Annotated in this window: 23 protein-coding genes and 1 tRNA gene; 8 read left to right on the top strand and 16 right to left on the bottom strand. The window is 41.1% G+C overall.

Annotated elements, in window-relative coordinates:
• Positions 1 to 9: 9 nt before the first annotated feature.
• Positions 10 to 681, top strand: a complete 672-nt coding sequence (locus tag F3G98_RS09250; protein WP_149726070.1) for a sugar transporter — start codon at positions 10 to 12, stop codon at positions 679 to 681.
• Positions 682 to 764: 83 nt separating this feature from the next.
• Positions 765 to 1,121 (top strand): hypothetical protein, encoded by a 357-nt coding sequence (locus F3G98_RS09245; protein ID WP_149726069.1) that lies wholly within the window; start codon positions 765 to 767, stop codon positions 1,119 to 1,121.
• Here the strand turns inward: F3G98_RS09245 and F3G98_RS09240 are convergent.
• Positions 1,118 to 2,428 carry a hemolysin family protein gene (locus F3G98_RS09240; RefSeq protein ID WP_508609988.1) on the bottom strand — a complete coding sequence of 437 codons (1,311 nt, stop codon included), beginning with the start codon at positions 2,426 to 2,428 and terminating at the stop codon, positions 1,118 to 1,120. The two genes, F3G98_RS09245 and F3G98_RS09240, sit on opposite strands and share 4 nt — an antisense overlap.
• 200 nt (positions 2,429 to 2,628) lie before the next feature.
• On the opposite strand from F3G98_RS09240, the gene F3G98_RS09235 reads away from it, so the two are divergent.
• The gene (locus tag F3G98_RS09235; protein WP_149726068.1) at positions 2,629 to 3,942 is read left to right on the top strand and encodes a sodium-dependent transporter; all 1,314 of its coding nucleotides are present in this window, start codon (positions 2,629 to 2,631) and stop codon (positions 3,940 to 3,942) included.
• A 39-nt stretch (positions 3,943 to 3,981) separates the two neighbouring features.
• Here the strand turns inward: F3G98_RS09235 and F3G98_RS09230 are convergent, their stop codons facing one another.
• Positions 3,982 to 4,428 (bottom strand): DUF411 domain-containing protein, encoded by a 447-nt coding sequence (locus F3G98_RS09230; protein ID WP_149726067.1) that lies wholly within the window; start codon positions 4,426 to 4,428, stop codon positions 3,982 to 3,984.
• A 109-nt stretch (positions 4,429 to 4,537) separates the two neighbouring features.
• On the opposite strand from F3G98_RS09230, the gene F3G98_RS09225 reads away from it, so the two are divergent.
• The 5 genes from F3G98_RS09225 (at position 4,538) to F3G98_RS09205 (ending at position 9,202) form a co-directional block, all read left to right on the top strand.
• The gene (locus F3G98_RS09225) at positions 4,538 to 5,608 is read left to right on the top strand and encodes a putative transporter (protein ID WP_223231333.1); all 1,071 of its coding nucleotides are present in this window, start codon (positions 4,538 to 4,540) and stop codon (positions 5,606 to 5,608) included.
• Positions 5,609 to 6,149: 541 nt separating this feature from the next.
• Complete coding sequence (locus F3G98_RS09220) at positions 6,150 to 6,953, top strand: M48 family metallopeptidase (protein ID WP_103649825.1); 804 nt, start codon at positions 6,150 to 6,152, stop codon at positions 6,951 to 6,953.
• Between the two features lie 2 nt (positions 6,954 to 6,955).
• Positions 6,956 to 7,438 carry a GNAT family N-acetyltransferase gene (locus F3G98_RS09215; protein ID WP_103649826.1) on the top strand — a complete coding sequence of 161 codons (483 nt, stop codon included), beginning with the start codon at positions 6,956 to 6,958 and terminating at the stop codon, positions 7,436 to 7,438.
• A 43-nt stretch (positions 7,439 to 7,481) separates the two neighbouring features.
• A tRNA-Ser gene (locus F3G98_RS09210) sits at positions 7,482 to 7,569 on the top strand.
• Positions 7,570 to 7,627: 58 nt separating this feature from the next.
• Positions 7,628 to 9,202, top strand: a complete 1,575-nt coding sequence (locus F3G98_RS09205; protein ID WP_149726066.1) for a Na+/H+ antiporter — start codon at positions 7,628 to 7,630, stop codon at positions 9,200 to 9,202.
• Here the strand turns inward: F3G98_RS09205 and F3G98_RS09200 are convergent.
• The 14 genes from F3G98_RS09200 to F3G98_RS09135 form a co-directional block, all read right to left on the bottom strand.
• Positions 9,199 to 9,711, bottom strand: coding sequence for a chemotaxis protein (locus F3G98_RS09200; protein ID WP_149726065.1), 513 nt, complete (start codon positions 9,709 to 9,711; stop codon positions 9,199 to 9,201). The two genes, F3G98_RS09205 and F3G98_RS09200, sit on opposite strands and share 4 nt — an antisense overlap.
• Positions 9,712 to 9,807: 96 nt before the next feature.
• Positions 9,808 to 11,922 carry a TonB-dependent siderophore receptor gene (locus tag F3G98_RS09195; protein WP_149726064.1) on the bottom strand — a complete coding sequence of 705 codons (2,115 nt, stop codon included), beginning with the start codon at positions 11,920 to 11,922 and terminating at the stop codon, positions 9,808 to 9,810.
• Positions 11,919 to 13,001, bottom strand: coding sequence for a PepSY-associated TM helix domain-containing protein (locus F3G98_RS09190; protein ID WP_149726063.1), 1,083 nt, complete (start codon positions 12,999 to 13,001; stop codon positions 11,919 to 11,921). The genes F3G98_RS09195 and F3G98_RS09190 overlap by 4 nt, the downstream gene beginning before the upstream one ends.
• A 1,121-nt stretch (positions 13,002 to 14,122) precedes the next feature.
• A complete protein-coding gene (locus tag F3G98_RS09185) occupies positions 14,123 to 14,530 on the bottom strand; it encodes a tetratricopeptide repeat protein (RefSeq protein ID WP_149726062.1) in 408 nt (135 codons plus the stop codon).
• A gap of 131 nt (positions 14,531 to 14,661) precedes the next feature.
• Positions 14,662 to 15,489, bottom strand: a complete 828-nt coding sequence (locus F3G98_RS09180; protein WP_009295293.1) for an ABC transporter permease — start codon at positions 15,487 to 15,489, stop codon at positions 14,662 to 14,664.
• Positions 15,482 to 16,135, bottom strand: coding sequence for an ABC transporter ATP-binding protein (locus tag F3G98_RS09175; RefSeq protein ID WP_103567474.1), 654 nt, complete (start codon positions 16,133 to 16,135; stop codon positions 15,482 to 15,484). The genes F3G98_RS09180 and F3G98_RS09175 overlap by 8 nt, the downstream gene beginning before the upstream one ends.
• Before the next feature lie 9 nt (positions 16,136 to 16,144).
• Positions 16,145 to 17,044 (bottom strand): NapH/MauN family ferredoxin-type protein, encoded by a 900-nt coding sequence (locus tag F3G98_RS09170; protein ID WP_103608144.1) that lies wholly within the window; start codon positions 17,042 to 17,044, stop codon positions 16,145 to 16,147.
• A 2-nt stretch (positions 17,045 to 17,046) separates the two neighbouring features.
• The gene (locus tag F3G98_RS09165) at positions 17,047 to 17,508 is read right to left on the bottom strand and encodes a c-type cytochrome (protein WP_021092493.1); all 462 of its coding nucleotides are present in this window, start codon (positions 17,506 to 17,508) and stop codon (positions 17,047 to 17,049) included.
• Positions 17,505 to 18,056: a c-type cytochrome gene (locus F3G98_RS09160; protein ID WP_149726061.1), complete on the bottom strand. Its 552-nt coding sequence runs from the start codon at positions 18,054 to 18,056 to the stop codon at positions 17,505 to 17,507. The genes F3G98_RS09165 and F3G98_RS09160 overlap by 4 nt, the downstream gene beginning before the upstream one ends.
• Entirely contained in the window at positions 18,053 to 18,730 is a 678-nt protein-coding gene (locus F3G98_RS09155) for a 4Fe-4S dicluster domain-containing protein (protein WP_149726060.1), read from the bottom strand. The genes F3G98_RS09160 and F3G98_RS09155 overlap by 4 nt, the downstream gene beginning before the upstream one ends.
• Positions 18,723 to 19,979, bottom strand: coding sequence for a nitrous oxide reductase family maturation protein NosD (locus F3G98_RS09150; protein ID WP_149726059.1), 1,257 nt, complete (start codon positions 19,977 to 19,979; stop codon positions 18,723 to 18,725). The genes F3G98_RS09155 and F3G98_RS09150 overlap by 8 nt, the downstream gene beginning before the upstream one ends.
• A complete protein-coding gene (locus tag F3G98_RS09145) occupies positions 19,972 to 20,727 on the bottom strand; it encodes a hypothetical protein (RefSeq protein WP_021086571.1) in 756 nt (251 codons plus the stop codon). Before F3G98_RS09145 ends, F3G98_RS09150 begins: the two co-directional genes overlap by 8 nt.
• 81 nt (positions 20,728 to 20,808) lie before the next feature.
• The gene (gene nosZ, locus F3G98_RS09140) at positions 20,809 to 23,397 is read right to left on the bottom strand and encodes a Sec-dependent nitrous-oxide reductase (RefSeq protein ID WP_149726058.1); all 2,589 of its coding nucleotides are present in this window, start codon (positions 23,395 to 23,397) and stop codon (positions 20,809 to 20,811) included.
• 12 nt (positions 23,398 to 23,409) lie between these two features.
• Positions 23,410 to 24,228, bottom strand: coding sequence for an ATP-dependent protease (locus tag F3G98_RS09135; protein WP_149726057.1), 819 nt, complete (start codon positions 24,226 to 24,228; stop codon positions 23,410 to 23,412).
• Positions 24,229 to 24,306 lie beyond the last annotated feature (78 nt).

The following is a 24,306-nucleotide window of genomic DNA, read 5'->3' as shown; positions in this document are numbered from 1 at the left end:
ATTTATAAAATGCCAGATAAGACAAAGCTCAAAGAAGGCGACATATTTTACGTCTATAATGACTACTACAAGAGATATTTCTTTGGCAAAATCTTAGTTGATATTAAAAACCGCCTTGTAAAGCGAGCGAATGAGGGTCTTCTTTGGCCGCTTGATTTTTTTAGTGACTGCTACTTGGTTGCTGTTTATAAAGATATAGCAGATACGCCAGTGCTAAAAAGCCGTGAATTTATAATCCCAGGTAGCTTCATCTACAAAAGCAGTTTCAACCGCAAAAATGAAGACGGCATAAAGTGGGTCTATTATGATCACGAAGATATCAACTACCAAGAGTTAGAATTTCCAGAGTATCTCATCAGTAGCAATGATAAAATTTGCCTAGAACGAGGAGAGCTTAGCATACCAACAAGCTTAACTCGCGCGCAATACGAGAATGAATTTAACATTACTGGCAGCAAAACTGGCGGCATAAACTACTCAAATGCCCTGCTTTTACAAGGTTTGCCAGCATATAAAGAAAGGATAGATTATAGCGATCTTCGCCTTTTGCCAGAGCTTCGTAAAAAGCTCTATGAGATGATAGGCGAGGACCCGGACATGCCCTACTATGAGCTAGCATTAAAATACGGCAAAGATCTAGCACGCTTTTATCAAGATAAATTTACACATAAAAATAGATAAGCAAATTTGGCTATAAAAGAGCTATTAAGAGGCGTTGTTTAAGGTTTAACAAAAGAAAATTTGACTCTCTTGTTGCAGCCTAGATGAGCGTGATAGAGAAATTTATGACGAAATTTGTAGCATTGAGACCCCGGCCAAAGCTAACTAGTTTTAGTAAATTTAAATATTACAAGCAAGATCGCTCAAATGGCTACTTTTGCAAGCAGATAATAAATTTAAAACTAGCAAGCCATTTTAAAATTTATAACCAAATTTACGAAAAAGGTGATGATGATGTTTTTAGAGAGCTATTTAAAAGGTGGTGTCGCTTTAAATTTTGTGGTTTAAAAGTTAAATTTAAGGGCTTAGAGCCTTTATGCTACTTAAAAATTTGCTCTATTTTTTATGATTTTGCGAGGTTAAATTTAATGGCCAAAAAAGCCATTAAATTTATAAACTAAGCCTGAGCAGGCTCCTCTTCTTCTTTTATCTTTTTTCTAACTTTTACGCGTGAGATGCTAGCTCCATCCATCTTTCTCACCTCGTAGTAGCAGTTTTCATCCTCGATTTTGTCGCCCACAACTGGCAAACGACCGATGAGATTAAAAACATATCCGCCGATCGTTACTTGATCGGTCTCTTCATCAAAGCTTATGCCAAGGACCTCTTCAACGCTCTCTAGATCGTATCTGCCTTGAAATTCATAAATGTTTTCATTTATCTTTTTATAGTGCTGATCGACCTCATCGTGCTCGTCGTTAAAGTCGCCAAGCACCTCCTCCATGATATCCTCCATCGTAAGAAGTCCAGCCGTGCCGCCATACTCATCGACGACAAGCGCAGCTGAAATTTGCTCTTTATTCATCATCACAAGTACCTTTGAGATAGAAAGGCTCTCAGGCACGATGACAAATTTACGCACGATCGCGTCAAAGCTCTTCTCTTTTTCCTCGCTAAAGTGTAGCTGCAAGATATCTCTAATGTGTATCATGCCCAAAATAATATCTTTTGAGCCGTCTATATAAGGGTAGCGAGTATATTTTGACTCAAAAACGACTTGTAAATTCTCTTCAAAGCTCTTTTGCTTATTTATGCAGATCATATCGCGTCTTGGCGTCATGATCTCTTTTGCGACCGTGTCACTAAAATCAACTGCATTTTTGATAAGCTCAGTCTCAAAACTATCAAGCACACCGCCCTTTAAGCTCTCGCCAACGATGATCTTGATCTCCTCTTCAGAGTGTGCTAGCTCATTCTCTTTTGCTGGCTGGATGCCTAAAATTTTAAGTCCAAATGTAGCTAGGATATCAAAAAGCTTTATGATAGGCGAAAAAAGTATCCAGAAAAAGTGAAGCGGACGAGCGATTTTAAGCACTGCTGATTCTGATTTGGCTATGGCGACTGACTTTGGCACAAGCTCGCCCATAACAACGTGAAGTAGCGTGATAAGCGTAAATGCGATCGCAAAGCCGACTGTATGAACTAAGATATCGCTAAGATTAAAAACATTTTTAAGTGGGGCTTCTATGAGCCTTGCGACTGCTGGCTCACCGATCCAACCAAGAGCAAGTGAGCTTAGCGTGATGCCAAGCTGAGTGGCGCTAAGATAGGTATCAAGCTTGTTTGACATCTCAAAAGCAAGCTGGGCGTTTGGCTTTTTCTCTTTGATAAGCTCTTCAAGCCTAGACTTGCGAACCTTGACAAGGGAAAATTCCGACAAAACAAAAAATGCGTTTAGTAAAATGAATATAATGGCAAGTATTACCATTAAAAGCGAGTTATCGCTACTGGGGTACAATTATGATCCTTAAGAGTTAAAAATTTTGGCTGATTATAGCGAATTTATATTTAGCGGTCAAATTAGCCACACCCAAAAGTAACAACGTTTCTTAAATTTAAATTTTATAAAAAGTTCTTAAATCATATTTTGGTAACATTATTTTCATCACTAAATTTATGGATTTTACAATGAGCAAAAAGAATTTTTCATCACGCTGGGCGTTTATACTAGCCTCAGTTGGTTCAGCCGTTGGTATGGCAAATGTTTGGGGCTTTCCTTACAAGCTTGGCACAAATGGCGGCGGAGCATTTTTACTCATCTACATCTTTTTTGTGGCGCTTTTTTCTTACGTTGGCTTAAGCGCTGAGTATGCGATCGGCAGGCGAGCAAAGACTGGCACGCTAGGATCATATAAATTTGCTTGGCAAAGTAGAAATTTAGGCGTCATCGGCAGTATCGTCGGTTGGCTACCGCTGGCTGGCTCGCTTTGTATAGCCATCGGCTACGCTGTCATCATCGCTTACGTGCTAAAGGCCCTTACTCAGGCGCTTACTGGCTCATTTATGAGCGTTGATACAAATGTTTGGTTTAATTCATTTGCGCTTCATGAGTACTCAGTCCTGCCATATCACTTCATAGTCATTATTGGCACGCTTCTTACGCTATTTTTTGGAGCAAAAAGCATCGAAAAGACTAACAAAATAATGATGCCGCTATTTTTTGTGCTATTTGCCATTTTGGCTATAAATGTCGCGATGCTGCCAAACGCACTTGAGGGGTATAAATTTCTATTTATCCCTGACTTTAGCAAGCTTGAAGATCCGATGGTATGGGTAACTGCGATGGGTCAAGCCTTTTTCTCGCTCTCTATCACGGGTTCTGGCATGATAGTTTATGGAGCATATCTTTCAAAAGATGAAGACATCGTAGAAAGCGCCAAAACTACGGCATTTTTTGACACGCTTGCAGCGCTTGTTGCAGCGCTTGTTATGATCCCAGCGGTCTTTGCCTACGCTATGGATCCAGCTGAGGGTCCAAAGCTACTTTTCGTAACGCTTCCTAAAATTTTACAAAATATGATCGGCGGTCAAATTTTTGCGATCATACTATTTACTGCAGTCATCTTTGGAGGCATCACCTCGCTTCAAAATATGTTTGAGGTGGTCGCTGAGTCACTTATGCATAAATTCCCACGCCTTAGTAGATTTTGGGTGCTTGTGCTACTTTGCGTGGTTTGCTTTGGCTTTGGAGCGTTTATGGAGCCTATTAGCAGCTGGGGACCTTGGATGGACTTTGTCTCTATCTACATCATCCCAATCGGCGCAGTCATCGGCGCAATATCTTGGTTTTGGATCATTAAAAAAGATGAAATTTTAGACGAGGTAAATTCAGGAGCAAATAAAACTTACGGCTCATTTTGGTATTTTGTGGGTAAATTTATCTATGTGCCAATAGCCTTTTTGCTCTGCATCATCGCCATTAGCAAAGGAATTTCTTTTTAACTTAGCCCATCAAAAGACGAGCTAAGTCTAAATTTGAAGTTATTTTAGCTTTTTAGAGCCGATGTAAGTAGCAAAGACCTCTTGCGAGCCATCTTTTTTAAAGAGTATGACGTCGTATTGCTCGGCTTTGCCGCCTTGCTCCATGCCCTGACTCTCCATAGGCATGCCAGGCACTGCGATACCAACGGCATCTTTTGGTTTAAGCTCCAGCAGGCGCTTGACCTCATCAGCTGGCACGTGACCCTCGATGACGTAGCCATCAACGATAGCTGTGTGGCAGCTTGAAAGCTCTAGTGGCACGTGAAATTCTTTTTTAACCTTGACCATATCATCTACTTTTATGGTCTCTTCGCTAAAGCCAGCTTTTTGCATAGCATTGGCCCAGTTGCCACAACAACCACAAGTTGGGCTTTTATAGACCTTCATATCGGCCGCAAGCGCCAAGGTCGCACAAAGACTAAGAGCTAAAAATGTAAATTTCTTCATCATTTTCCTTTACGTTAAAATTTGCAAAATGATATAGTTTGGTTTTAAATTTTATATAAATGCTTAAACCTTGCCTGCTATAATTGCCAAAATTTACAAAAGGCACTTTATGTTTTCATCATTTTTCAAAGACAAAAAATGGGCGCTTTGGGCTTACGGTGGAGCGATATTTATCATCTTGCTGCTTGTCTATCAAACGCATCTTAACGTTCGCATCAACGAGTGGTATAAAAATTTCTACGACATCATGCAAAACTCAAAGGATCACAAAGTAGATGAGTTTTGGCGCGAGATATTAAATTTCATAAAGATCGCCATGCCATACGTCGTGACCTATACGGTGATATCGTTCTTTGCGAGCCACTGGGTCTTTCGCTGGAGGGAGGCGATGACCTTTAAATACCTCAAATTTTGGCGAAACTGTCAAAATGACATCGAGGGTAGCTCACAGCGTATCCAAGAGGATGTCTACCGCTTTGCTAAGATCATGGAGAGCCTTGGCGTACAGGTTTTAAAGGCGTTTATGACGCTCATCGCCTTTATACCGGTACTTTGGGAGCTAAGCAAGAGTGTGAGCCTACCTTACATCAAAGATATCAATGGCTCGCTAGTTTATATCGCTCTACTAATTAGCATCGGAGGCCTCATCGTATCGTGGTTTGTAGGTATAAAGCTACCACATCTTGAGTATAACAACCAAAAAGCAGAGGCGGCGTTTAGAAAAGAGCTAGTTTATGGCGAGGATGATAAGCTCAAATTTTGCCAGCCAAACGTCATGCTAGAGCTTTTTACAGGGGTCAAGCTAAACTACTACAAGCTCTTTTTGCACTACGGCTACTTTAATCTTTGGCTCATCTCGTTTTCGCAAATTCTTGTCATCGTGCCTTACATCATCATGGGTAATGGCCTATTTAGCGGCGTCATTACGCTTGGCGTCCTCGTGCAAGCTAGCAACGCCTTCTCACAGGTCAGAGAGAGCTTTAGCGTCTTTATCGATAACTGGACAACGATAACGGAGCTAAGATCGGTCAATAAGCGTTTGAGAGAATTTGAGAGAAATATAAATTTGGACAATAAAATTAGAATAGTGAAAAGGCGTTTTTTTGTACAAGAGCGTCCAGAAAATTTTAAAATTTATAGACAAACATATAAAGATACCAAATTTAGTGATAAGCAGTAACTAGAACTGAAATTTGTAGCTACTAAGCGAATGAGTGAAATTTAAATTTTGCAAATTTGCTTTGTCAGGCATATAAGTATCAAGTAAATTTTAAAATTTCATGAACGAGTAATTTCGGCTCTAAAATTTGAGCTAAGCTATAAGCGAAGCCAAATTTTAGTAGCCAATTCTTGCGAGTGAATGGGATTTTAAAATTTGTAAGAATAGCTTGATTAAATTTGTAAATTTCTTTTTATTCAAAAGGGAGACAAGGGGACTCGAGTTACAAGGCCGTCCCCTTATCCCCCTTTTAAAATCCCCCCAATCCCCTCGCACGTTAGAGGTGCATGCAATGGCACTATCGTGCCGCATGCGGTTTATATTCAGATAAATTTCGAGTAATTTTAGTAGTTAATTCTTAGGGGTGAGTGAAAGTTTAAAATTTGCAAAAGTAGTAAATTTCTATTTTTGAAATCGAAAAATTTAAATTTCACCCCTCGTTTAACAATGCATATCCAACTCAGGCTATAATACGCCAAATTTTAATCCAAAAAGGATGAAAATGAAAAAATTTTTACTTACGTTATTAACAGCTAGCATGCTTATCACAGGCTGCACGAGCGTCACAAAGTCAGGCGTCGTGGGCGCAGATCGCAAGCAGTTCATGCTAGTATCTTCTGAAGCGATGGAGCAAAGCTCGGCTCAGGCTTACGTCAAGACACTAACAGCTGCTAGAAGCAAGGGCGAGCTAAACGTCGATCCGATCCTCACAAAAAGGGTTCAAGATATTGCAAAAAAACTGATCGCGCAAACTGGCGTTTTCAGAGAGGATGCCCTAAAATGGAAGTGGCAAGTAAATGTTATCAACGAAGATACGCTAAATGCTTGGTGTATGCCAGGTGGCAGGATCGTCGTTTATAGCGGTATTATTAAAAAGCTAAATTTGACAGATGCACAGCTAGCAGCGGTCATGGGTCACGAGATCGCCCACGCGCTTAGAGAGCACAGCAGGGAGCAAGCGAGCACCGACCAACTCAAAAACATCGGCATCTTCGCAGTCGCAACCGCCACAGGACTTGGCGATCTTGGAGCAAGTGCGTTAGGTTTAGCAACGCAATACACCATCTCAATGCCATTTTCTCGCTCACACGAGACCGAGGCCGATCGCATCGGCACTGAGCTGATGGCAAGAGCGGGATACGATCCAAAAGAGGCGATCGAAGTTTGGGTCAAGATGAGCAAGATGAATGTCGGTAAAATACCTGAAATTCTAAGCACACACCCATCAAACGAGAGCAGGATCAAAGACCTAAAAGAGGTCGCAGCAAAGCTTGAGCCAGTATATCAAGCAGCCAAAAAAGGTTAGGCTTGATCGAGCGAGCAAATTTAAGCGACCTTGAAGCGATCACGCAAATTTATAATGACTACATACTAGAAAGAAGTGCGACTGCTGATATGCAGCCAGTTAGCACAAAGGAGCGAGAGCCTTGGTTTAACGCCCACAGCGGCTCGCGCCCTATCTTTATCTACAAAGAAAATGATGAAATTTTAGGCTACTGCTCGCTAAGTGACTTTAGTCCCAAGATCGCTTACGATATAAGCGTAGAGATAAGCATCTATGTCGCTAAAAAAGCCCTTAAAAAGGGTATCGGCAAGCAGCTTTTAGCCCACAGCCTAAATGAAGCTAGAGGGCTAAATTTAAAAAACATCATCGCGCTAATCTTTAGCAAAAACGAAGCGAGCCTTGGGCTATTTTTGAAATTTGGCTTTGAAAAATGGGGCGAACTGCCTGGCGTTTGCCTGATGGATGGCGAGTATAAAGATGTCGTTATCTTGGGGCTAAAGCTCTAAAAGCCAAGCATTAAGCAAATGAAGATATAATCACCTTCTTCTTGGGTAGATGTCCGAGCGGTTTAAGGAGCACGCCTGGAACGCGTGTGTGGGGCAACTCACCGAGAGTTCGAATCTCTCTCTGCCCGCCATAAATTTGACAAAATTTATTCTATTGCCCCAATACAAAAAGAAATTTAAAGGATCAAAATGATCGAACATTTGCTGCTATTTTTTGCACTGCTAGCTATCATCATCGCTTTGGTGATGGTATCAAACCGCCTAAAGGTTGCCTATCCGGTGCTATTAGTCCTTGGTGGGCTTGCCATTAGCTTTGTGCCAAATTTACCAAGCATCAAGATCGATCCTGAGCTTATTTTCATCATATTTTTACCGCCACTTCTTTACGAGGCCGCGTGGGCAAACTCGCTAAAAGAGCTCTTTAAATGGCGCCGTATGATCGGCAGTTTTGCCTTTATCGTGGTTTTCATAAGCGCAGCAGCAGTTGCAGTGATAGCAAATTTAGTGATCCCTGGCTTCTCGCTCGCCCTTGGCTTCATGCTAGGAGCCATCGTCTCGCCACCAGACGCGGTGAGTACGGCAGCTATCCTTAAATTTGTCAAAGCCCCGCGCAGGATCAGCGCTATTTTGGAGGGCGAGAGCCTTTTAAATGACGCCTCCTCGCTCATCATCTTTCGCTTCGCCGCAGTTGCGGTCACGACTGGGCAGTTTGTATGGTATAAGGCCGCAACGACCTTTTTATGGATGGTGGCTGGTGGTGTTTTGGCAGGTCTTGTGGTGGCACTTGCGGCTTATTTTTTACACAAAATTTTGCCAACTGATGAAAACAGCGACACGATAATGACGATCACGACGCCTTATATCATGTATATCTTGGCTGAGGAGCTTGGCGCTAGCGGCGTTTTGGCGGTGGTTTGTGGCGGACTTTATCTCTCGACTAAGAAAAATGAAATTTTCACCGCTTCAACAAGGATCCACGCGGTGCCCGTTTGGAACAACTTCATTTTCTTACTAAACGGCCTTGCTTTTACCATGATCGGCCTTGATCTGCCTGAAATTTTATCAGGCCTTAAGCGTAGCGGCGTCTCGCTCTTTGAGGCGATCTCTTACGGCATTTTGGTCACTGCTGTGCTCATCGTTATCCGTCTCATCGCATCTTATGGCGCTGTTTATATCACGATGTTTATGAAGCGCTATATCAGTGTGGCGGACGATCGTAATCCAGGCAAAGCGACACCTTTTATCGTTGGCTGGGCTGGCATGAGGGGCGTAGTCTCGCTGGCTGCGGCACTTTCTATCCCTGCCATGGCTGGGGGCGAGCCCTTTCCGCACAGAGACCTCATCTTGTTTATAACATTTGTCGTGATCTTGCTAACGCTCGTAGTTCAGGGGCTAAGCTTGCCAATGCTCATTAAAAGCGTAAAATTTCCAGACTTTAACGACCACATGCCAAATGAGCTTGCAAGGATCAAGATCAAAAAAGCACTTGCGCAGGCTTCGCTTAAATTTAAAAAAGAGAAATTTACGGGCGATGAGCATTTTTTATTTCAAAAGCTTGAAGAGGTTTGGAATTTCGAGCTTGAGAGCGAAAATTTTGAGATCAGCGACGAGGCCAGACAGAGATATTTTGAAATTTTAGAGGAGCAAAGAAAGGCACTTTGCGAGCTAAACAAAGATCCAAAGATCGATGAAGAGGTCATTAGGACGTTTTTATATCACATCGACCTTGAGGAGCAGAGGTGGCGTGCGCATAGTGAGCACTAAAATTTTCTCCCGACGCTGCAGCTTACCGCACCGCAAAATCTCTTGCCAAATTTGGCCTCGACGATGAGCACAAGCACGAAAAATATCTTCTCATCATTTAGCCTTGCGATCTGGCGCAGGGTTTGGTTGGCGTTATTAAATTTAACATCATTTTCGCGCAAACTCTTGCAAAACAGAGCCTCATCAAAGCCAAGCATGCGTGAAATTTCACTGATAGTGTAAGGCTCAAGCGAGGCGATGATGCGCTCCATGTTACAGATCGTTGGATTTTTGCGGTGCGTGGTGACGTCGATTATCTCATTTATGAGCTTTACAAGCTTCTTTCTACGGTTAAAAATGTGCAAGATCACGGCACAAACGATCAAAGCTCCTGCAAATTTATGCGCGCTCATCATCCACTCACTATAATCACCCATGGCGAAATTTAGCCCAGTAAATGCAAGCAGACAGATCCCACAAGCAAGAGCGCAAACAAGACAAAATTTATATATCACTTCCACTTTAAGCAATGCAAATTCCTTAGTTTTCTTGAAATTATACACCTACTATGCAAAAAATGAAGGGCGCCAACTAGAAATTTAGCTGGCGCGTTAGAGTAAATTTAGCTAAAACTTGTAGTTAAAGCTGAGATTAAAGGTGCGTGGATCGCCATAAACCATCATGTTTTTGCCGATGCCCTCGTAGTATTTTTTATTAAAGAGATTGTCGATATTTAGCTGCACGTCAAAGTTTTTACCAAATTTATATCCAAACATCAAATTTGCCAAGGTGTAGCCCTTTTGTGTGATCTCACCTGCGCCTTTGCCAGTGTAAATTTTGCTCTTATACATAGCTCCAGCCCCTACTCTAAAGTCCCTAAATTCATACTTTGCAAATAAATTTGCCGTGCTTCTTGATGAGTCGGTGGCGTATTTCTCGCCATTAGCATCTTTTGCGTTAAAGTGCGTTGCGCCAAAGCTTAGGCTTAAATTTTTAGTGATCTCGCCGTTTAGATCTAGCTCGACGCCCTTGCTTGTCACACCTTTGCCAGATTCATATATTTTGGCATTTGTTGCTGGATTTATCTTGCCAGTATCTATACCAAGCTTATCCTGCACGATCTTAAAGACGCCAAGACTTGCTTGAAGTGCCCCGTCAAGATACTCGCCTTTGATGCCCACCTCATAGTCCTTGCCTTGGATAGGATCAAGATATTTGTCGTTTGCGTCCTTTACGTTTTGGGGCTTAAATATGCTCGTGTAGCTAGCATATAGAGTGTGGTTTGCTCCGATGTCGTAGGTGATGCCAAGATATGGCGTGATCTCATTTGTGAAATTTCTATTGTCTTTGCCGCCTTCGATCTCGTATTTGTAGTAGCTCACCCTAGCACCTAGCAAAAATTTAAGCTCATCGGTGATTGATAGTTTATTTGCCGCATAAAATGCCTTTTGTATCGTTTTGTCTTTGTTATTTTGATCTTCGTAAGGAAATTTTGGATCATCAAGGTGTAAGTTTTTAAAATCAATCCTGCTTCTTGCCGTATAAGCAAGCCCAGCTGGCGTGGTCCTTTGCAGCCAGTAGCTACTTACTTTATCGCTACTTTTTTTATAGTTGTTATACATCGCGCCAAAGACAAACTCATGGGATAAATTTGCTATCTCGTAAGGGATATTTGCGTATGCATCGACGTTGTGGATGTTCTCCTCTCTTTTATTTGCATAGGCGCTAAGACCACTCATATTGCCGGTGCCATCTAAATTTACCACTCCGCCGTAGTAGAGTAAATTTGAGTCAGTGTTTGCCCGTCTAAATGAGTAGCTTAAATTTAAGCTCGCTTCATTTTCAAAGTAGTGCTTAAAATCAGCGTAGAAATCAAGCGTTTTTATATCCCACCTAGTCCAAGGCTGAGAGAAAATTTCATTTTTACTAAAATTTGTCCTAGAGCCATCTGTGTAAAATGCTGGCATACCTCCCCACCTAACGCCACGGCGTCTTAGCTCTTGATAAAACGCACCAAGGCTAAGCCATGAGTTATCACCTATGTCGCTATCGACTACACCGTAAATCGCGCTATTTTTGCGGTTATAATAATCCATATAAGAGTGCGACTTCTCATGCATAAAAGAAAGCCTTGCTCTAACGCTTCCGCTCTCATTTACTGGCGTTTGTACATCGCCATTTACGCCGTATCTATCGTATGAGCCAGCGCTTATGCCAAAATTTCCTTTTAGCTCCTTTGAGTCTGCTCTTTTTCTTATGAAATTTAAGCTTGCAGCTGGGTTGCCAGCGCCTGCAAGTAGGCCATTTGCCCCTTTTACCACCTCGACTCTTTCATAAGGTAGCAAGCTCATATCATTTGCACCAAGACTAAAGCCACCAAAGCTAGGCATCGAATCAAGCAAGTAATAATCTATCGCAAAGCCACGAGCCGTCGGATATACGCGCTCGTCCCATTTGTTTAGCGTGACGCCTGGGATATTTCTAAGAAGCACTTGATAGTCCTTGATACCTTGATCTTTTAGCCTTGCTTCTGTTAGCACAGTTAGCGACTGTGGCGTTTGGCGAGAGGTTAAATTTAGCCTTGTTGTGCTCTTTACAAGCTCTTTTGCAAAGTAGTTTGCGTCATCTCTTCGCTCGCTCTCCACGACATCGACCGCTTCTAAAACCTTGTCATTTTCACTAGCATAAATTTGAGGCAATGCCAAATTTAAAGCAACTAAGCTAAGTAAAATTTTTTTCATTTTTTTCTCCTTTTAAATTTTCTAAACCACAGATAAAGCCCTGAGATACTCAAAACTAGCGGCGAGATGCCCACTATAAACCAGATAAATTTTGTAGTTTGGTTGTAGTTTCCAAAGTGCGATCTTCTAAAGGCTGAGAGGATTTTCTCGCTTAAATTTGCATTTTTTATGTCTAGGACGCTAACTAACTTGCCGCTATCTTTGTCGTAGGTGATCACGCTCGAGTATTCGTTATGCAAAAAGCTTTGCCACATCACGTAGCCAAAGATGCGGATGTTTGCCCCTTGCATGAAAGGCAGCGAGATGAAGTGTGGCTCAAAGCCTTTGATATCCTTTTTGCTTCGCGCCACCAGCTCATCAAGTGATAAACTTTTGTTGTAAATTTTTGCGTCTATTACGAAGTCATTTTTAAACTCTGGCGCGCGTGCCATCTGAAATTCCCACCAAGCGCCACTTATGCAAATGAGCAGCAAAACTGGCGTGCAAAAAATGCCTATTATCTTGTGGATGTCGTTCATGAAAACGTTTAGCCCATTTACGCGCAGTCTAAGCAGAGTTAGCCAAAATTTACGGTAGATCACAAAGCCACTAATGCAGATAAAAAATGTAAAAATAGCTGTTAGAAAAAGGACAACATTGCCACTTTTCTCAAGCAAGAGCTCCTCATGAATATGTGCCAAAACCCCGAAAAATCCCTCATCGTGTGTGAGTGGCTCGCTCTTTATCTTGCCACTAAAAGCATCAAAATAGATAAATTTCCACTCCTTTTTGCTGTCGTTATGCTCGATTAGCCAGATTTTGTCGCATTTTTTATGGTTTGCATCGATGTTTATGCCAACCATCTCGTAGCCGCTAAGTTCGTTTGCGACGATATCTCTTAGCTCATCAAAGCTGATCCTTTTGCTCGAATTTTCTTTGTTTAAATTTACATTTACGACATTTGGGCGAAAAAGACTGTTTAACTCGTCTTTATAAACTAGGATCGCACCGCTAAAGCAAACTACGACAAGCGGGATAAAAAAGAGAAGCGACAAATATGCATGCACCTTGTAAAAAAGCTTTAAATTTAAAAATTTCACCCCTTATGCCACCTTTTAAAAGTTAGTCTTGATAACAGCTCGCAATTTTATAAGATTTTTGCTTTTATAATTTTTAAAACTATTATCAAAATATAATTTTAAAAAGAAAATGTCGTTTGTGAAATTTGAGTTTAGAAAGGTAAAAAATTTGATTTAAAAAAAGAGAGACAACTCCTCTTTGTGTGTGCGGAGAAGCCAGAAAAGGGGGAAGCAAAGTCTTAACCGCTACAAAAAGGAGGGCCCGTTTAGGACGATGAAATGTTATTATTTAAATATAAATTTTAATGAAATTTTTAGTTAATAAAAAAGAAATTCTGCGTAATACTAAAGTCAATCGCGACATTTAGGCATTTTATAAAGAAATTTCTCTTTTAAAATGGTAAAAATATATGCTTTGCATGAAAGCAAAATCACATTTGAAATTTCATTTTTATTACTATTAAACGTGGTTTATTCAAAAGTTATTTTATTTATTTTTTCAAAAGTTCTAACAAATTTTAAAATTTATGAGCGAGCATATCACGCTTCTAAATTTAGTGGCGAATAGTTATGAGCCCTAAATTTAGTAAGTTGCTAAGGCGAGTGAGTAAAGTTTTAAAATTTGCAAATTTGCTTCGTCAATTCATATAAGTGTCAAGTAAATTTTAAAATTGCATGAACGAGTAATTTCGGCTCTAAAATTTGAGCTAAGCTATAAGCGAAGCCAAATTTTAGTAGTCAATTCTTGCGAGTGAGTGAAAATTTAAAATTTGTAAATTAAAGTTTTTTTAAAATTTAAAGTTTTGTTTTTCAAAAGGGAGACAAGGGGACTCGAGTTACGAGGCCGTCCCATTATCCCCCTTAACGATCCCCTAACCCCGACGACGTTAGAAGTGCATGCGATAGCACTGTCGTGCCGCATGAGTTTTATGTGAGAGAATTTATAGTAAATTTTAAAATTTCATGAACGAGTAATTTCGGCTCGACAATTTGAGCTTAGCTGCAAGCGAAGCCAAATTTTAGTAGTCAATTCTTGCGAGTGAATGAAAGTTTAAAAATTTTCAAAGATAGCTTTGTCAAGTCTGATAAGCGCGAGACAAATTTTAAAATTTGTAAAGACAGCTTGACTGAATTTATAAATTTTAATTCTTAGGCACAAGCTCTAGGGCGTTGCAAGCTCGCTTGCTACCCATCTTGCAAGCTTTATCAAGGGCATTTGCAGATAGATCAAAACTCTGCTCTACGCCGTTTCCTTGTAGATATTTTGTAGCTAGCTCGTAGCAAGCTTCACTGCTGCCGTTCTCACAAAGCGACTTAAAGACTTCGTAAGATTTAACCAGATCTTTTTCAACGCCAAGACCTCGCCCTAGCATGTCAGCATATAAAAAGCAAGAAGTTTTATCTTTGTTCTCGCACTCGCTTGAAAGCTTTTTAGTAAAGCTCTCGCAAGCTTTTGCGTCACTTTTGTTGATGCAGTTTTGCATATTTTCATCCCAGTTTGCACTTAGAGATAAAACGGCAAAGGCTAAAAATAAAATGGATTTTTTCATAAATTTCCTTAAGAGATAAACCCCCTTTGGGGGAAAGGGGGTCATTACAAAAAGGAGGTTTCTTGTTGGACAAGTGGAATAATACAAGCCTCGTCTAAATTTAAAGCCAACTCTTATTTAACAAAAAACAATCAAACAAGATCTCTCTTGCTAAAGCCCAAATAGCCGCAAACTAGCAAGATCGCGCCAAGTACTAAAGGGTAGATGATAGCGTAAGCTACGAAGGTCGCTTTTGAAAATGTGCCTAAGATAAAGTAAGACGCAGTGCCGATAACTGCTAAATTTGGATCAAAAAGGCTAAGCGCTGCTATCCTAAAAAGCTCGATCGGATTTAGCATCGCGATAGAGTAGATGACGTACTCATCAACAGAGCTTCGCATAAGCAGCCCAATGAGCGCTAGGTCGATAAAAGCTAGCATGATAAGCCAGAGCAAAAACGCCACGCCCTGCCCTGTTTCTTGATTTTTGATAAGGCTTGAGATGAAAAAGCCAAGCGACAAAAAGACGATACTTAGGCTAAAAAGCAGCCCAAAGTAAAGCACCAGCACGCCCCAAGGTATCGACACGCCCTTTATAAAGCCAACCACCACGCAAAGCAAAAGCGAGAACAAAAGTGGCACAAAAACGACAAATGTCCGTCCAAGTGCCTTGCCAAAGTAGTACTCTTTAAGGCTTAGCGGAAAGCTTAGCACGTACTCAAGCAGGTTTGTGTCCCTGTCTTGATTTATGCTTCTAACGGTTGAAATGAGGATAAATATCGGCACGATGATGACGCAAATTTGTATAAACAAAAGTAGCGCCCTTGTTAGCCCAGAAAAGCCAAGCACTCGTGAGTCGGTTACTCCGCTAAATAAAAATCCTATCATCAAAGCAGAAAAAAGAAGCGCATAGATCGCAAACCACCTTGAGCGAAACGACTCTTTTACGTCAAGTTTTGCTATTAAAAAAAGGTTATTCACTCTTGCTCCTTAAATTTTCTTCTTTGATGATCTTGCCAAGGTCCATATAGACGCATCTATCAAGCAAATGAGCGATCTCATCTATGCGGTGCGAGATAAAAACTAGCGTCTTTTTTTGCGTGAAATTATCGAGCAAATTTTTAAAAGACTCCCTTGCTTTTACATCTAAATTTGCCGTTGGTTCGTCAAACATCAAAATTTCACTATCTTTGGCAAATGCGATGGCTATTAGCATCTTTTGCTTCATACCGCCAGAGAGCTTGTAAAAGGACTTGTTTAAATTTGCATGCAGATCAAGCTCTAAAAGCTTGCTAAATTTCTCGATCTCTTCAAATTTGACATTTGAGCTTTTGCAGACAAACTCGCAAAGCTCACGCAGGCTAAATTTAAGTGGTGGCGGGGTTTGCGGCACAAACGAGATAAACTTTAGCGCCTCTTTTCTATCTTTTAGGGTATTTACACCATTTATCGCGACGCTTCCGCTATTTGGCACAAACTCGCCCAAGATGATACGCATGAGCGAGCTTTTGCCAGCTCCATTTTGCCCAAGTATCGCTATCTTTTCGCCAGCTTTTACATTTAGACTGACGTTATCAAGTATCTTTTGCGAGCCAAAAATTTTCGTTACTTCTTTTATATCTATCAAAAAATTTCCTTATATGAGTTTCTTAAAGCCGTTGTCAAATTTAAGCGCATCTTGGTGGCAAACGTCGATACACCTGCCACAAAGCGTGCAGTCAGCCCCTGCTATCCTAAAGAGGTTTTTACTATCATCAGTTTTTGCCCCCTTTTTTGTCATAAAAAGCACGTGTGGCACTAGGCAAACATCGGTGCAAACTAAGCAGTGATCGCACTTTTCTTTATCCCAGCTGACCTTTATCGCATTTGGCTTTGCTAGTAGCGAATAGGTCGCTCCAACAGGGCAGACATACCTGCACCATGCCCTGCGTGAAAAGAAAATTTCAACCGCGAGCATAGCCACAACTAGCCAGATAGCGTGAAAGTAGCCATAGATGATAAATCTTGAAAATATCCCAACGACGTTAAAAATTTCAAAGACAAGACTTGAGCTAGCAAAGCTAAGAGCCAAAAACAAAATGGTAAATATATAGCGCCATTTTGTGTCAAAAACTCGCGGTTTTACTATCTTTTTGGCGCGCAAATTTTCATGTATTTTCTCAGCTATCTCACTTATAAGCGAATATGGGCAAACCCACGAGCAAAAGCCCCTGCCACCAAAAATGATGTAAAAGGCTAAGATGCTAAGCGAGCCGATGAGCAAATTTACATGAATTTCATGCGTTGCCAAAAAGACTTGCAAGCTCATAAATGCATCTGCTAGGTGAAAGCCAAGTATCCTAGAAGCGCTGATGTCGCCCTCTAAAATTTGCACATCGACCCTGTATGAGAGCAAAAACAAAAGATGAACTAGCACGATGGTGAAAATGCGCCAAAAACGTATGCTTGGGCGCTTTTTGCCATCTTTTGTAGTCGTTATTAGCGTGCTTAGAAAGCTTACGTTTCTAACGGTCGCACGAACGTTATATTTATCCATTTTTACTTTTTAAATTTAGAAATTTCATCAGCAAGGCTGTTTAGATCGCTGTCGCTAACGTTTGTTAGCAGTCCCTTCATAAGCGTGTTTTGCACCTTGCCAGCCTTATAATCAGCTAGTTTTTTTAGCAGATCTTCTTTGCTTAGATGAGTAATGTCAGGCGCTACTATGCCTTTGCCATTTGCGCCGTGGCACGGAGCGCAAGAGGTAAGATACTGCCTACTAACGCCTTCATTTTGTGTCTTAGCCACGCTTAGGCTTAGCTCTTTTACCTTTTTTAGCTCATCTTCACTGGCAAATTCCTCGCTAGACTTTGACTGCTCTTTTGAGATATTTTGCTCCACTTTTGGCTGAATGCTAGCTTCTACTTTCTCCTTTTTAGGCGGAGTTTGGCTTAGCATAAACACCATGATGCCGCATATCAGCACCGCTAAAATGATCGTTATGATTTTTCCGATTTTCATTGTTTGCTCCTAAATTGTGCATTAAAATCGCTTATCTCTTTGGCTAGTTTTCTAATCTCACTCTCATCCATGCCTTTAACAAGATCACGCATTAGCACATTTACCTTCTCTTTGTTTTTATAAGCGTTTATCATCTTGAAAATTTCATCCTCGCTCTTTGTTAGAAGAGATGGTCCGATGATGCCATTTGCATAGTCATCGTGGCAGGCTGAGCACTTAGTGATGAAGTCCTTGCTAAGTCTGCCCTTTATAAGCCTTAAATTTATAGTTTGAAGCGGGCTTTTTACCATGGCAAGCGCTCCGATCTGGCGGCTTACGTTGTTGTCTTCAAGACCAAATTTGACGCTTTTTTCGCCGTGCATATCGTATTTTATAAATTCATTTTGCTTATTTGCGCTCTCGTTGTTTTCACTTTTTTCGACCTTTATGCTAGCACTTGTCGCTACCTTTGCGCCTTGCTCACTAGCAGCCTCTTGCGCTTTGTCCTCGCTCTTTTCACAGCCGACAAATATCAACGCAGCAGCTATTAAAGGTATTATTACTCTCATTTTTTCTCCTTGTAAATTTCATCAAAACTCATCTTTGGGGCGATATTTATGATCTTTGCTGGGCAGACCTCAGCACAAACACCACAACCCACACAGCCATTTTTTATGAGCGGAAAATTTGTCTGGCTCATCACTATCGCGCTATCGCCAACTGGGCAAAGCGTGACGCAAAGATCGCAAATTTGACCGATCTTGCCTTTTATCTTATCTTTTAGCGCCTCTTCTCTGTCGTTATAAGCTTTGCGATCAAGCAGATGCTTAACGCCAGCTTCGCTTAAATTTTCTCTTTTCACGCTCAAACAGGCTGCCGTGTCACTTAAAACTGCAACGCCCATTTTGACGTCACCCACGACCTTTGTCGCGTGATCGAGCGCACCGCTAGGACAGGCTAGCACGCATGGGAAAAGGTCACACAAGTAGCAACCTCGCTCTTTGGCGTCGATGTGAGCTGAGCCACTTGAGTAGCCATCTTCTATATCAAGCAAATTTATACTGTGATAAGGGCAGACTTGCACGCACTGACCGCATTTTACGCAAAGATCATCAAAGTCATCAACAGCACCTGGTGGTCTAAGATAGAGCTTATCGCCACTACTTTTTGGCAAAAACTTGCCTATGGCGTATCCAGCCACTGCTGCGGCTGAGCCAATTATCATAAAATTTCTTCTATCCACGTTTCGCCTTTAAAGCGTTGAAATTTGAAGCATCAAGCGGTTTTATCCTAGGCGAACTATCTTCAAGTAGCTTTATCGGCTCAGAAAATGGAGCTAGTTTGGCTAAGAAATTTAAGACACTAAAGACGCTTGAGCCATAGAAAAACTGCAAATTTGGATAGTACTGCCAAAGCTGATCGATATATGAGAGATGCAAAAATGGCGTGTCGCCGTAGCCATCTTTATCTCTATCAAAGCTCTCATACTCATCATAATAATTCTTGCTCCACCTATTTAAAAGCATCTTTTCGCCCGGAGTGTCATTTACGACGATGTCCATGTTGCCGATGAAGTCGTTGTTTTCAAAGATGCTTGTGCCTTGCGTAGCGTGAAAATATACGCCAACCACGTTGTGTAAAATTTTATTGCCTATAAAATTTATAGTTGATCCCGGCTGAAACGGCGAGTTATCAAGCAAGATGCCACGCGCATTATAGACAAGGGTGTTGTTTTCTATCGTAAAGTCAGATACGTCCTTTAGTCCGATGCCGATACCAAAGGCGCCGTCGCTATCCATAACTAGGTTATTTTTTATATTTGAGCTAGCTGAATACATAAAAAACATGCCAACAGCGTTGCCGATAAATTCGTTATTTTCTACTAAATTTTGATTCGCATACATAAAGTGAAGCGAATATCTGCTGCCAACTGCTTTGTTGCTTAGAAATTTATTGTGACTTGCGTACCATGCGACCATGTCACGGCTGTCACGGATATTGTTGTGCTCGATCAAATTTTCATGGCTATACCAAAGTCTCACCGCATCACCTCTAAAGCCAAGGCTAGCGCCCTTTTTTGAGGTGATGTTGTTTTCAGTGATCTTTGAGCTACTGCACTCTTTAAAGTCAATCCCAAAAAGCACATCGCTTATGTCGTTTTTAGAAATTTCTACGTTATTTGCCTTGTCACAGCCTATGCCAGCGTCAAGCTCGCCAAGGTCGTTGCCGCTGCCACTTATCTTTAAATTTTTAAGTGTCACGTTTGAAGCGATGATCTTTATAACGCTGCCCTTGCCGTCCCCTTTTATGTGGGCGTTTTTACCCTCGCCGATGATCGTAAGAGGCTTATTTATCGTTATGCCCCCTTCATAAACAGCATCCCCCAGCTTTATCACATCGCCAGGGCTAGCGTTATTTATCGCATCTTGAAGGACGTTTGCAAAGCCAAAAAGTGGCAAAAAAACAAGGGCAAATTTAGAAAATTTACGCATTTAGCTCTTTTTTCTTTGAAAATACTGCAAGTATGCAAAGCACGCTCATCACCATCATCACCCAAAAGCCGATAGTTGGGTATGAGTGAGTTGTAAAGTGCGCCACACTACCATCGCCTAAAACGGTTGGCATAAATGGTTTTATCTTAAATGCGCCCCACTCTTGCATGTTGTGTCCGTACCAGTATAGCCAGCCCACAAATGCGCTCATAAATAGCACAGGTGCGATGATGGTTGGCACCATGAGAAGTGAGTTAAATTTACCGTCATAGTATAAAAACGCAAGCATACAAAGTGTGGCGATGAGTAGATAATAAGGTGCGATAGCTCGCTCTAAATTTCCGCCATGCTCCATAGGATACATGCCGATGTAGTGGTTTATCGTATTCATCTCGTGCACGTCGCCACTATATCCATCTACGTGAAAATATACTGGGATGCCATCTGGAAAGGCTGCCTTTGGGTAGTTTGGCGCTTCAAGAGATACGTACCAGATAGGGAAAGATGGCGTGCCGATCTCTGCTTTTTGCTCGATCATCTTATGAAGATCGCTCGCCACCTCTTTTGGCAAAAGGTGGTTTTTATACTGAAATGAGCTATAAAGATCGTAGATAGTGTAAGCATAAGATGGTAGCTCGTCGCCATTAGCTATGCGCTCCTTTGCTCCGTGCCAGCCAAGAACTGGCAGAGTAAAACAAACGCTCATAATGATAAGTGCAACAATGGTATAAATTTTATATTTACTCATAATCTCTCCTTTAAATTTTAAAATTTAGCCTAACAAAAGTTAAATTTTAAAATTTAAAAGGGGCAAAAATGCCCCTTAAAACTACATACCTGCGTTTTCATCTATCCATTTTAGATACTGGATGATATTTTTGATCTCTTCGTCACTCATGTGCTGATTTGGCATTCTAAGTTTAAAGAAATCAATCATCGCTTTAACGTAGTCGTCGTTATAGAATTTAGCAGGGTCTTTGATGAAGTCTGCTACCCATTTTTCGCCGTTTTCATGTCTTAGCAAGACGCCAGTTAAGTCTGGGCCTGAGCTTACTTGACCGATGACGTGGCAGCCATTACATCCGCCTTTTAGATAAGCTTCTTCGCCTTTTGCAGCAGCTGGGCTCATCGGAGTTGCGATCTCTTTAGCTAGGTTGTTTTTAGCTCTTAGACCAACGTCGGCAGTTTTTACCATGTATTGCCATACTTGGTACTCCCAAAGGATAGCGCCATTTACGTCGCCTTTTTTGTAAGCTTCGTCAGCTTTAGCTTTTACCTCTTTGATGTGGCCGTATTGATCAAGTGCGTCATCAACCAAAGCTTTTACTTTTGGATATTTCTCATAATGTTTCTCTTTTAGGTATTTAACAACCTCTTGGATAACATCATCAGTTGCTTTGTTAGTTGCGATTACTTTGTCGTACTCAGCTTTTAGAGCCTCTGGACTTAGAGTTTTTAACTTGCTATTTTTTGCAGATTCGTATTTTTTATTTGGATCTTTAACAAGTAAGTAACCCATCATCTCTAGGTGAAGTGCTGAACAAAACTCGGTGCAGTAGTATGGGAAGACGCCTTCCATATCAGCTACGAAATTTACTGAAGCAGTTTTGCCAGGCTCTAGTGAAGCGTGGATGTTGTAAAGGTCGATGCCAAAGCCGTGAGTCTCATCTTGAGCGCGCTCTAGGTTTGTTAGGTGGATAGTTACGTTATCGCCTTTATTTACCTCGATGTGCTCTGGGTTGATGTGGCTTCTGATCATTGTCGCATAGACAGTTACGTTTTTGCCGTTTCTCTCAACTCTTTCTTGACCAGCTAGGGTTGCGTATGGGCTAGCCTCGCCTGTTCTTGAGTTTGTACCCATGTTGTAAGTAAGTGCTGGAGTTAGCTTGCTAGCAGCGATTGAGACAACGTCGTGTGGCTCACCAAGTGGGATAGGCATATCATAGATTAGCTCCATTTTTGGACCATTGATGTCTATTAACTGGTGGTTTTGTGGGTGAAGCGGGCCAACTGGGTTGAAGCGATCGATTGAAAGTTTATCAAGAGCGATTGCATATTTGCCAACTGGTTTTGCTGATTTGCCTTCCATTGTGTCAAGGTGACCGATGTTGTAATGAACATTTACTTTATCAAGCACTTTTAAATTTTTGTAGTCCCATTTTACGATTTGACTATCAACGTAAAGTGAAGTATAGACTACGCCATCTTGTGAGTCAAATGATGTGTGCAGTGGTCCAAGGCCAAGTTCTACTTGTCCGTGCATTGTCTTTTCTCTATCTAAGATAGGTATACCGTATGGGTCAGTGCCAGCGAACTCTTTTTTGTCGATTAGCTCTTTGATCTTTTTAAAGTCATAAACTGATGCGTGAGTATCAAGCTTACCGCCAACGATGATGTATCTACCATCTGGTGTTACGTCACAACCATGTGGGCTCTTTGACTCTGGGATCAAAAATAGTGCTCCAGCTTTTACAGCAGCTTCTATCGTAACTACCCTGTGACCATTTATAACTTTGTAGTTTTTCTTGTCTTGTGCAAGTTTTTCTAAAATTTGCCAGTTATAAACGTGCAAGAAGTCGGTGTCATTTCTACTAGCACCTGCCTCAAATGGAGGAAGACCTTTTTCGATACCACCTGTATACATCTCGCTATTTATCGAGTTTGTAAAGCCCCAGCCGTAGCTTTCGCCCTTACCAGCGTCGCTTAGGTCTTGCCAGTATGGAGGAAGCTCAAGAGAGAAAGATGCTTTCTCGTCGATCTTGCCTTTTGGATAGTCAAATTTCCAAAATGTCACAGCACCTCTATAAACGGCTTCGTAGTCGTCCATTGAGTGATAGTTATCATCAAGTGGAGCTGCGTACTGGCTAGCTTCGATGACATACTCGCTGTTTGGAGTGATAAAGCTACCGCCGTGTTCGCTCTTCATGATAGGGTTTACGACCATTTGAGTTGTCTCAAAGTCTTTTAAATTTATAACAGCGATCCTTGGGTTTGCCTTGTCGTTGATAAATAGATAATCACCAACATACTCACCATTTTTCTCAGTGAAATTTGGGTGGTGTGTATCGCCCCAAGTTATCTCTTTGCCCCTGATGTTGCCTTGTTTTAAAACAGCTTTTGACTCATCGTCATAGCCATATCCTTGCCAAGGCTCTGGGGTGAAAACGCCGATGTATTTGTAAATTCTCATCGACGGAACGCCATAAACTAGCACTTGACCACTCTGCCCGCCAGATGAAAAGACGATGAAATCATCTTTTTTACCGCTTGGCTGGTAAGTCTTAGCAGCTGCAAGGACATCTTTTTCGCTTAGCCCGCGCTCTTTCATGACTTTTTCAAGGTCACTACTAGCAGCACAAGCAGCAGTTAAAGATAGCCCAAGCAGTGCAGCACTTGCGACACAAAATAACTTTTGCATTTACTCTCCTTTTTAAAATGAATTTATCTCTAAACTCTTTATCTTATTACCTAGATCCACGCCAACAAGCACGTTTTTATCTATAAAAATTTCTTTTATCTCGCCACTAAAAAGCTCTTTTTTGCCCTTTAGCTTAAAGCTTTTGTCAAATTTATAGATCACTCCGTCCTCGCCAGCTACCAAAACTTCATCTCCCACGCACGCAAGAGCTGAAATTTTAGATCTTAAAACTTGCTTTTTAGCTCCACTTTTAAGATCTAAAATTTCTCCGTTTCTAAAGCCTATGAAAATTTCATCATCGCTAAACTTACAGGCATCCATCGGCGCAAAGCCAACGCTTTTTTGCTCTTTTGTGTTAAGCTTGCTATCAAGCAAAAACGCCTTGCCATTAAAGCTTGTAAAAAACACTCCCTCGCCAAGCGGTAAAAAGCTAGAAATTTTATAAACATTGTTAAAATTTTTTGATATAAATTTTTTAGAACTCTTGTCAAAAATGGCGATCGTTACGACATTTGCCATATCGCAAGCGACGTAAATTTTCTCTTTATCTAGCAAGATATTTGAAACCTTACAGCCAACATTTGGCAGAGCAAATAAAAATTCCTTCTCGCTAGCTACCTTTACGATCTCGTTGTTTAAATTTGCAACGTAAAAAGAGCTCTCATCAAAAGCACATCTTTGATCTTTGTAAATTTTCTCCTTTAGTCCTAGGCTTTTTGTCTCGCCATCTTTTACAAAGATGATGTTTTGACTATTTTCATCGACAAAACAGCCTTTATCCTCAGCAAAAAGCGCCATCAAAGATAAGCTAAGACATAGCAGAAATTTCATTATCTAGGTTGCTTTCATCGTAAATTTAAAATTAATAAAAATATACAAGCTTAAATCTTAAAATTATATTAGTAGTTA

Source organism: Campylobacter concisus (genome assembly GCF_902460895.1).
GTDB classification, from domain to species: Bacteria; Campylobacterota; Campylobacteria; order Campylobacterales; family Campylobacteraceae; genus Campylobacter_A; species Campylobacter_A concisus_BC.
Note: the sequence above shows the minus strand (reverse complement) of the source record. Positions and strands in the feature narration are given on the sequence as shown.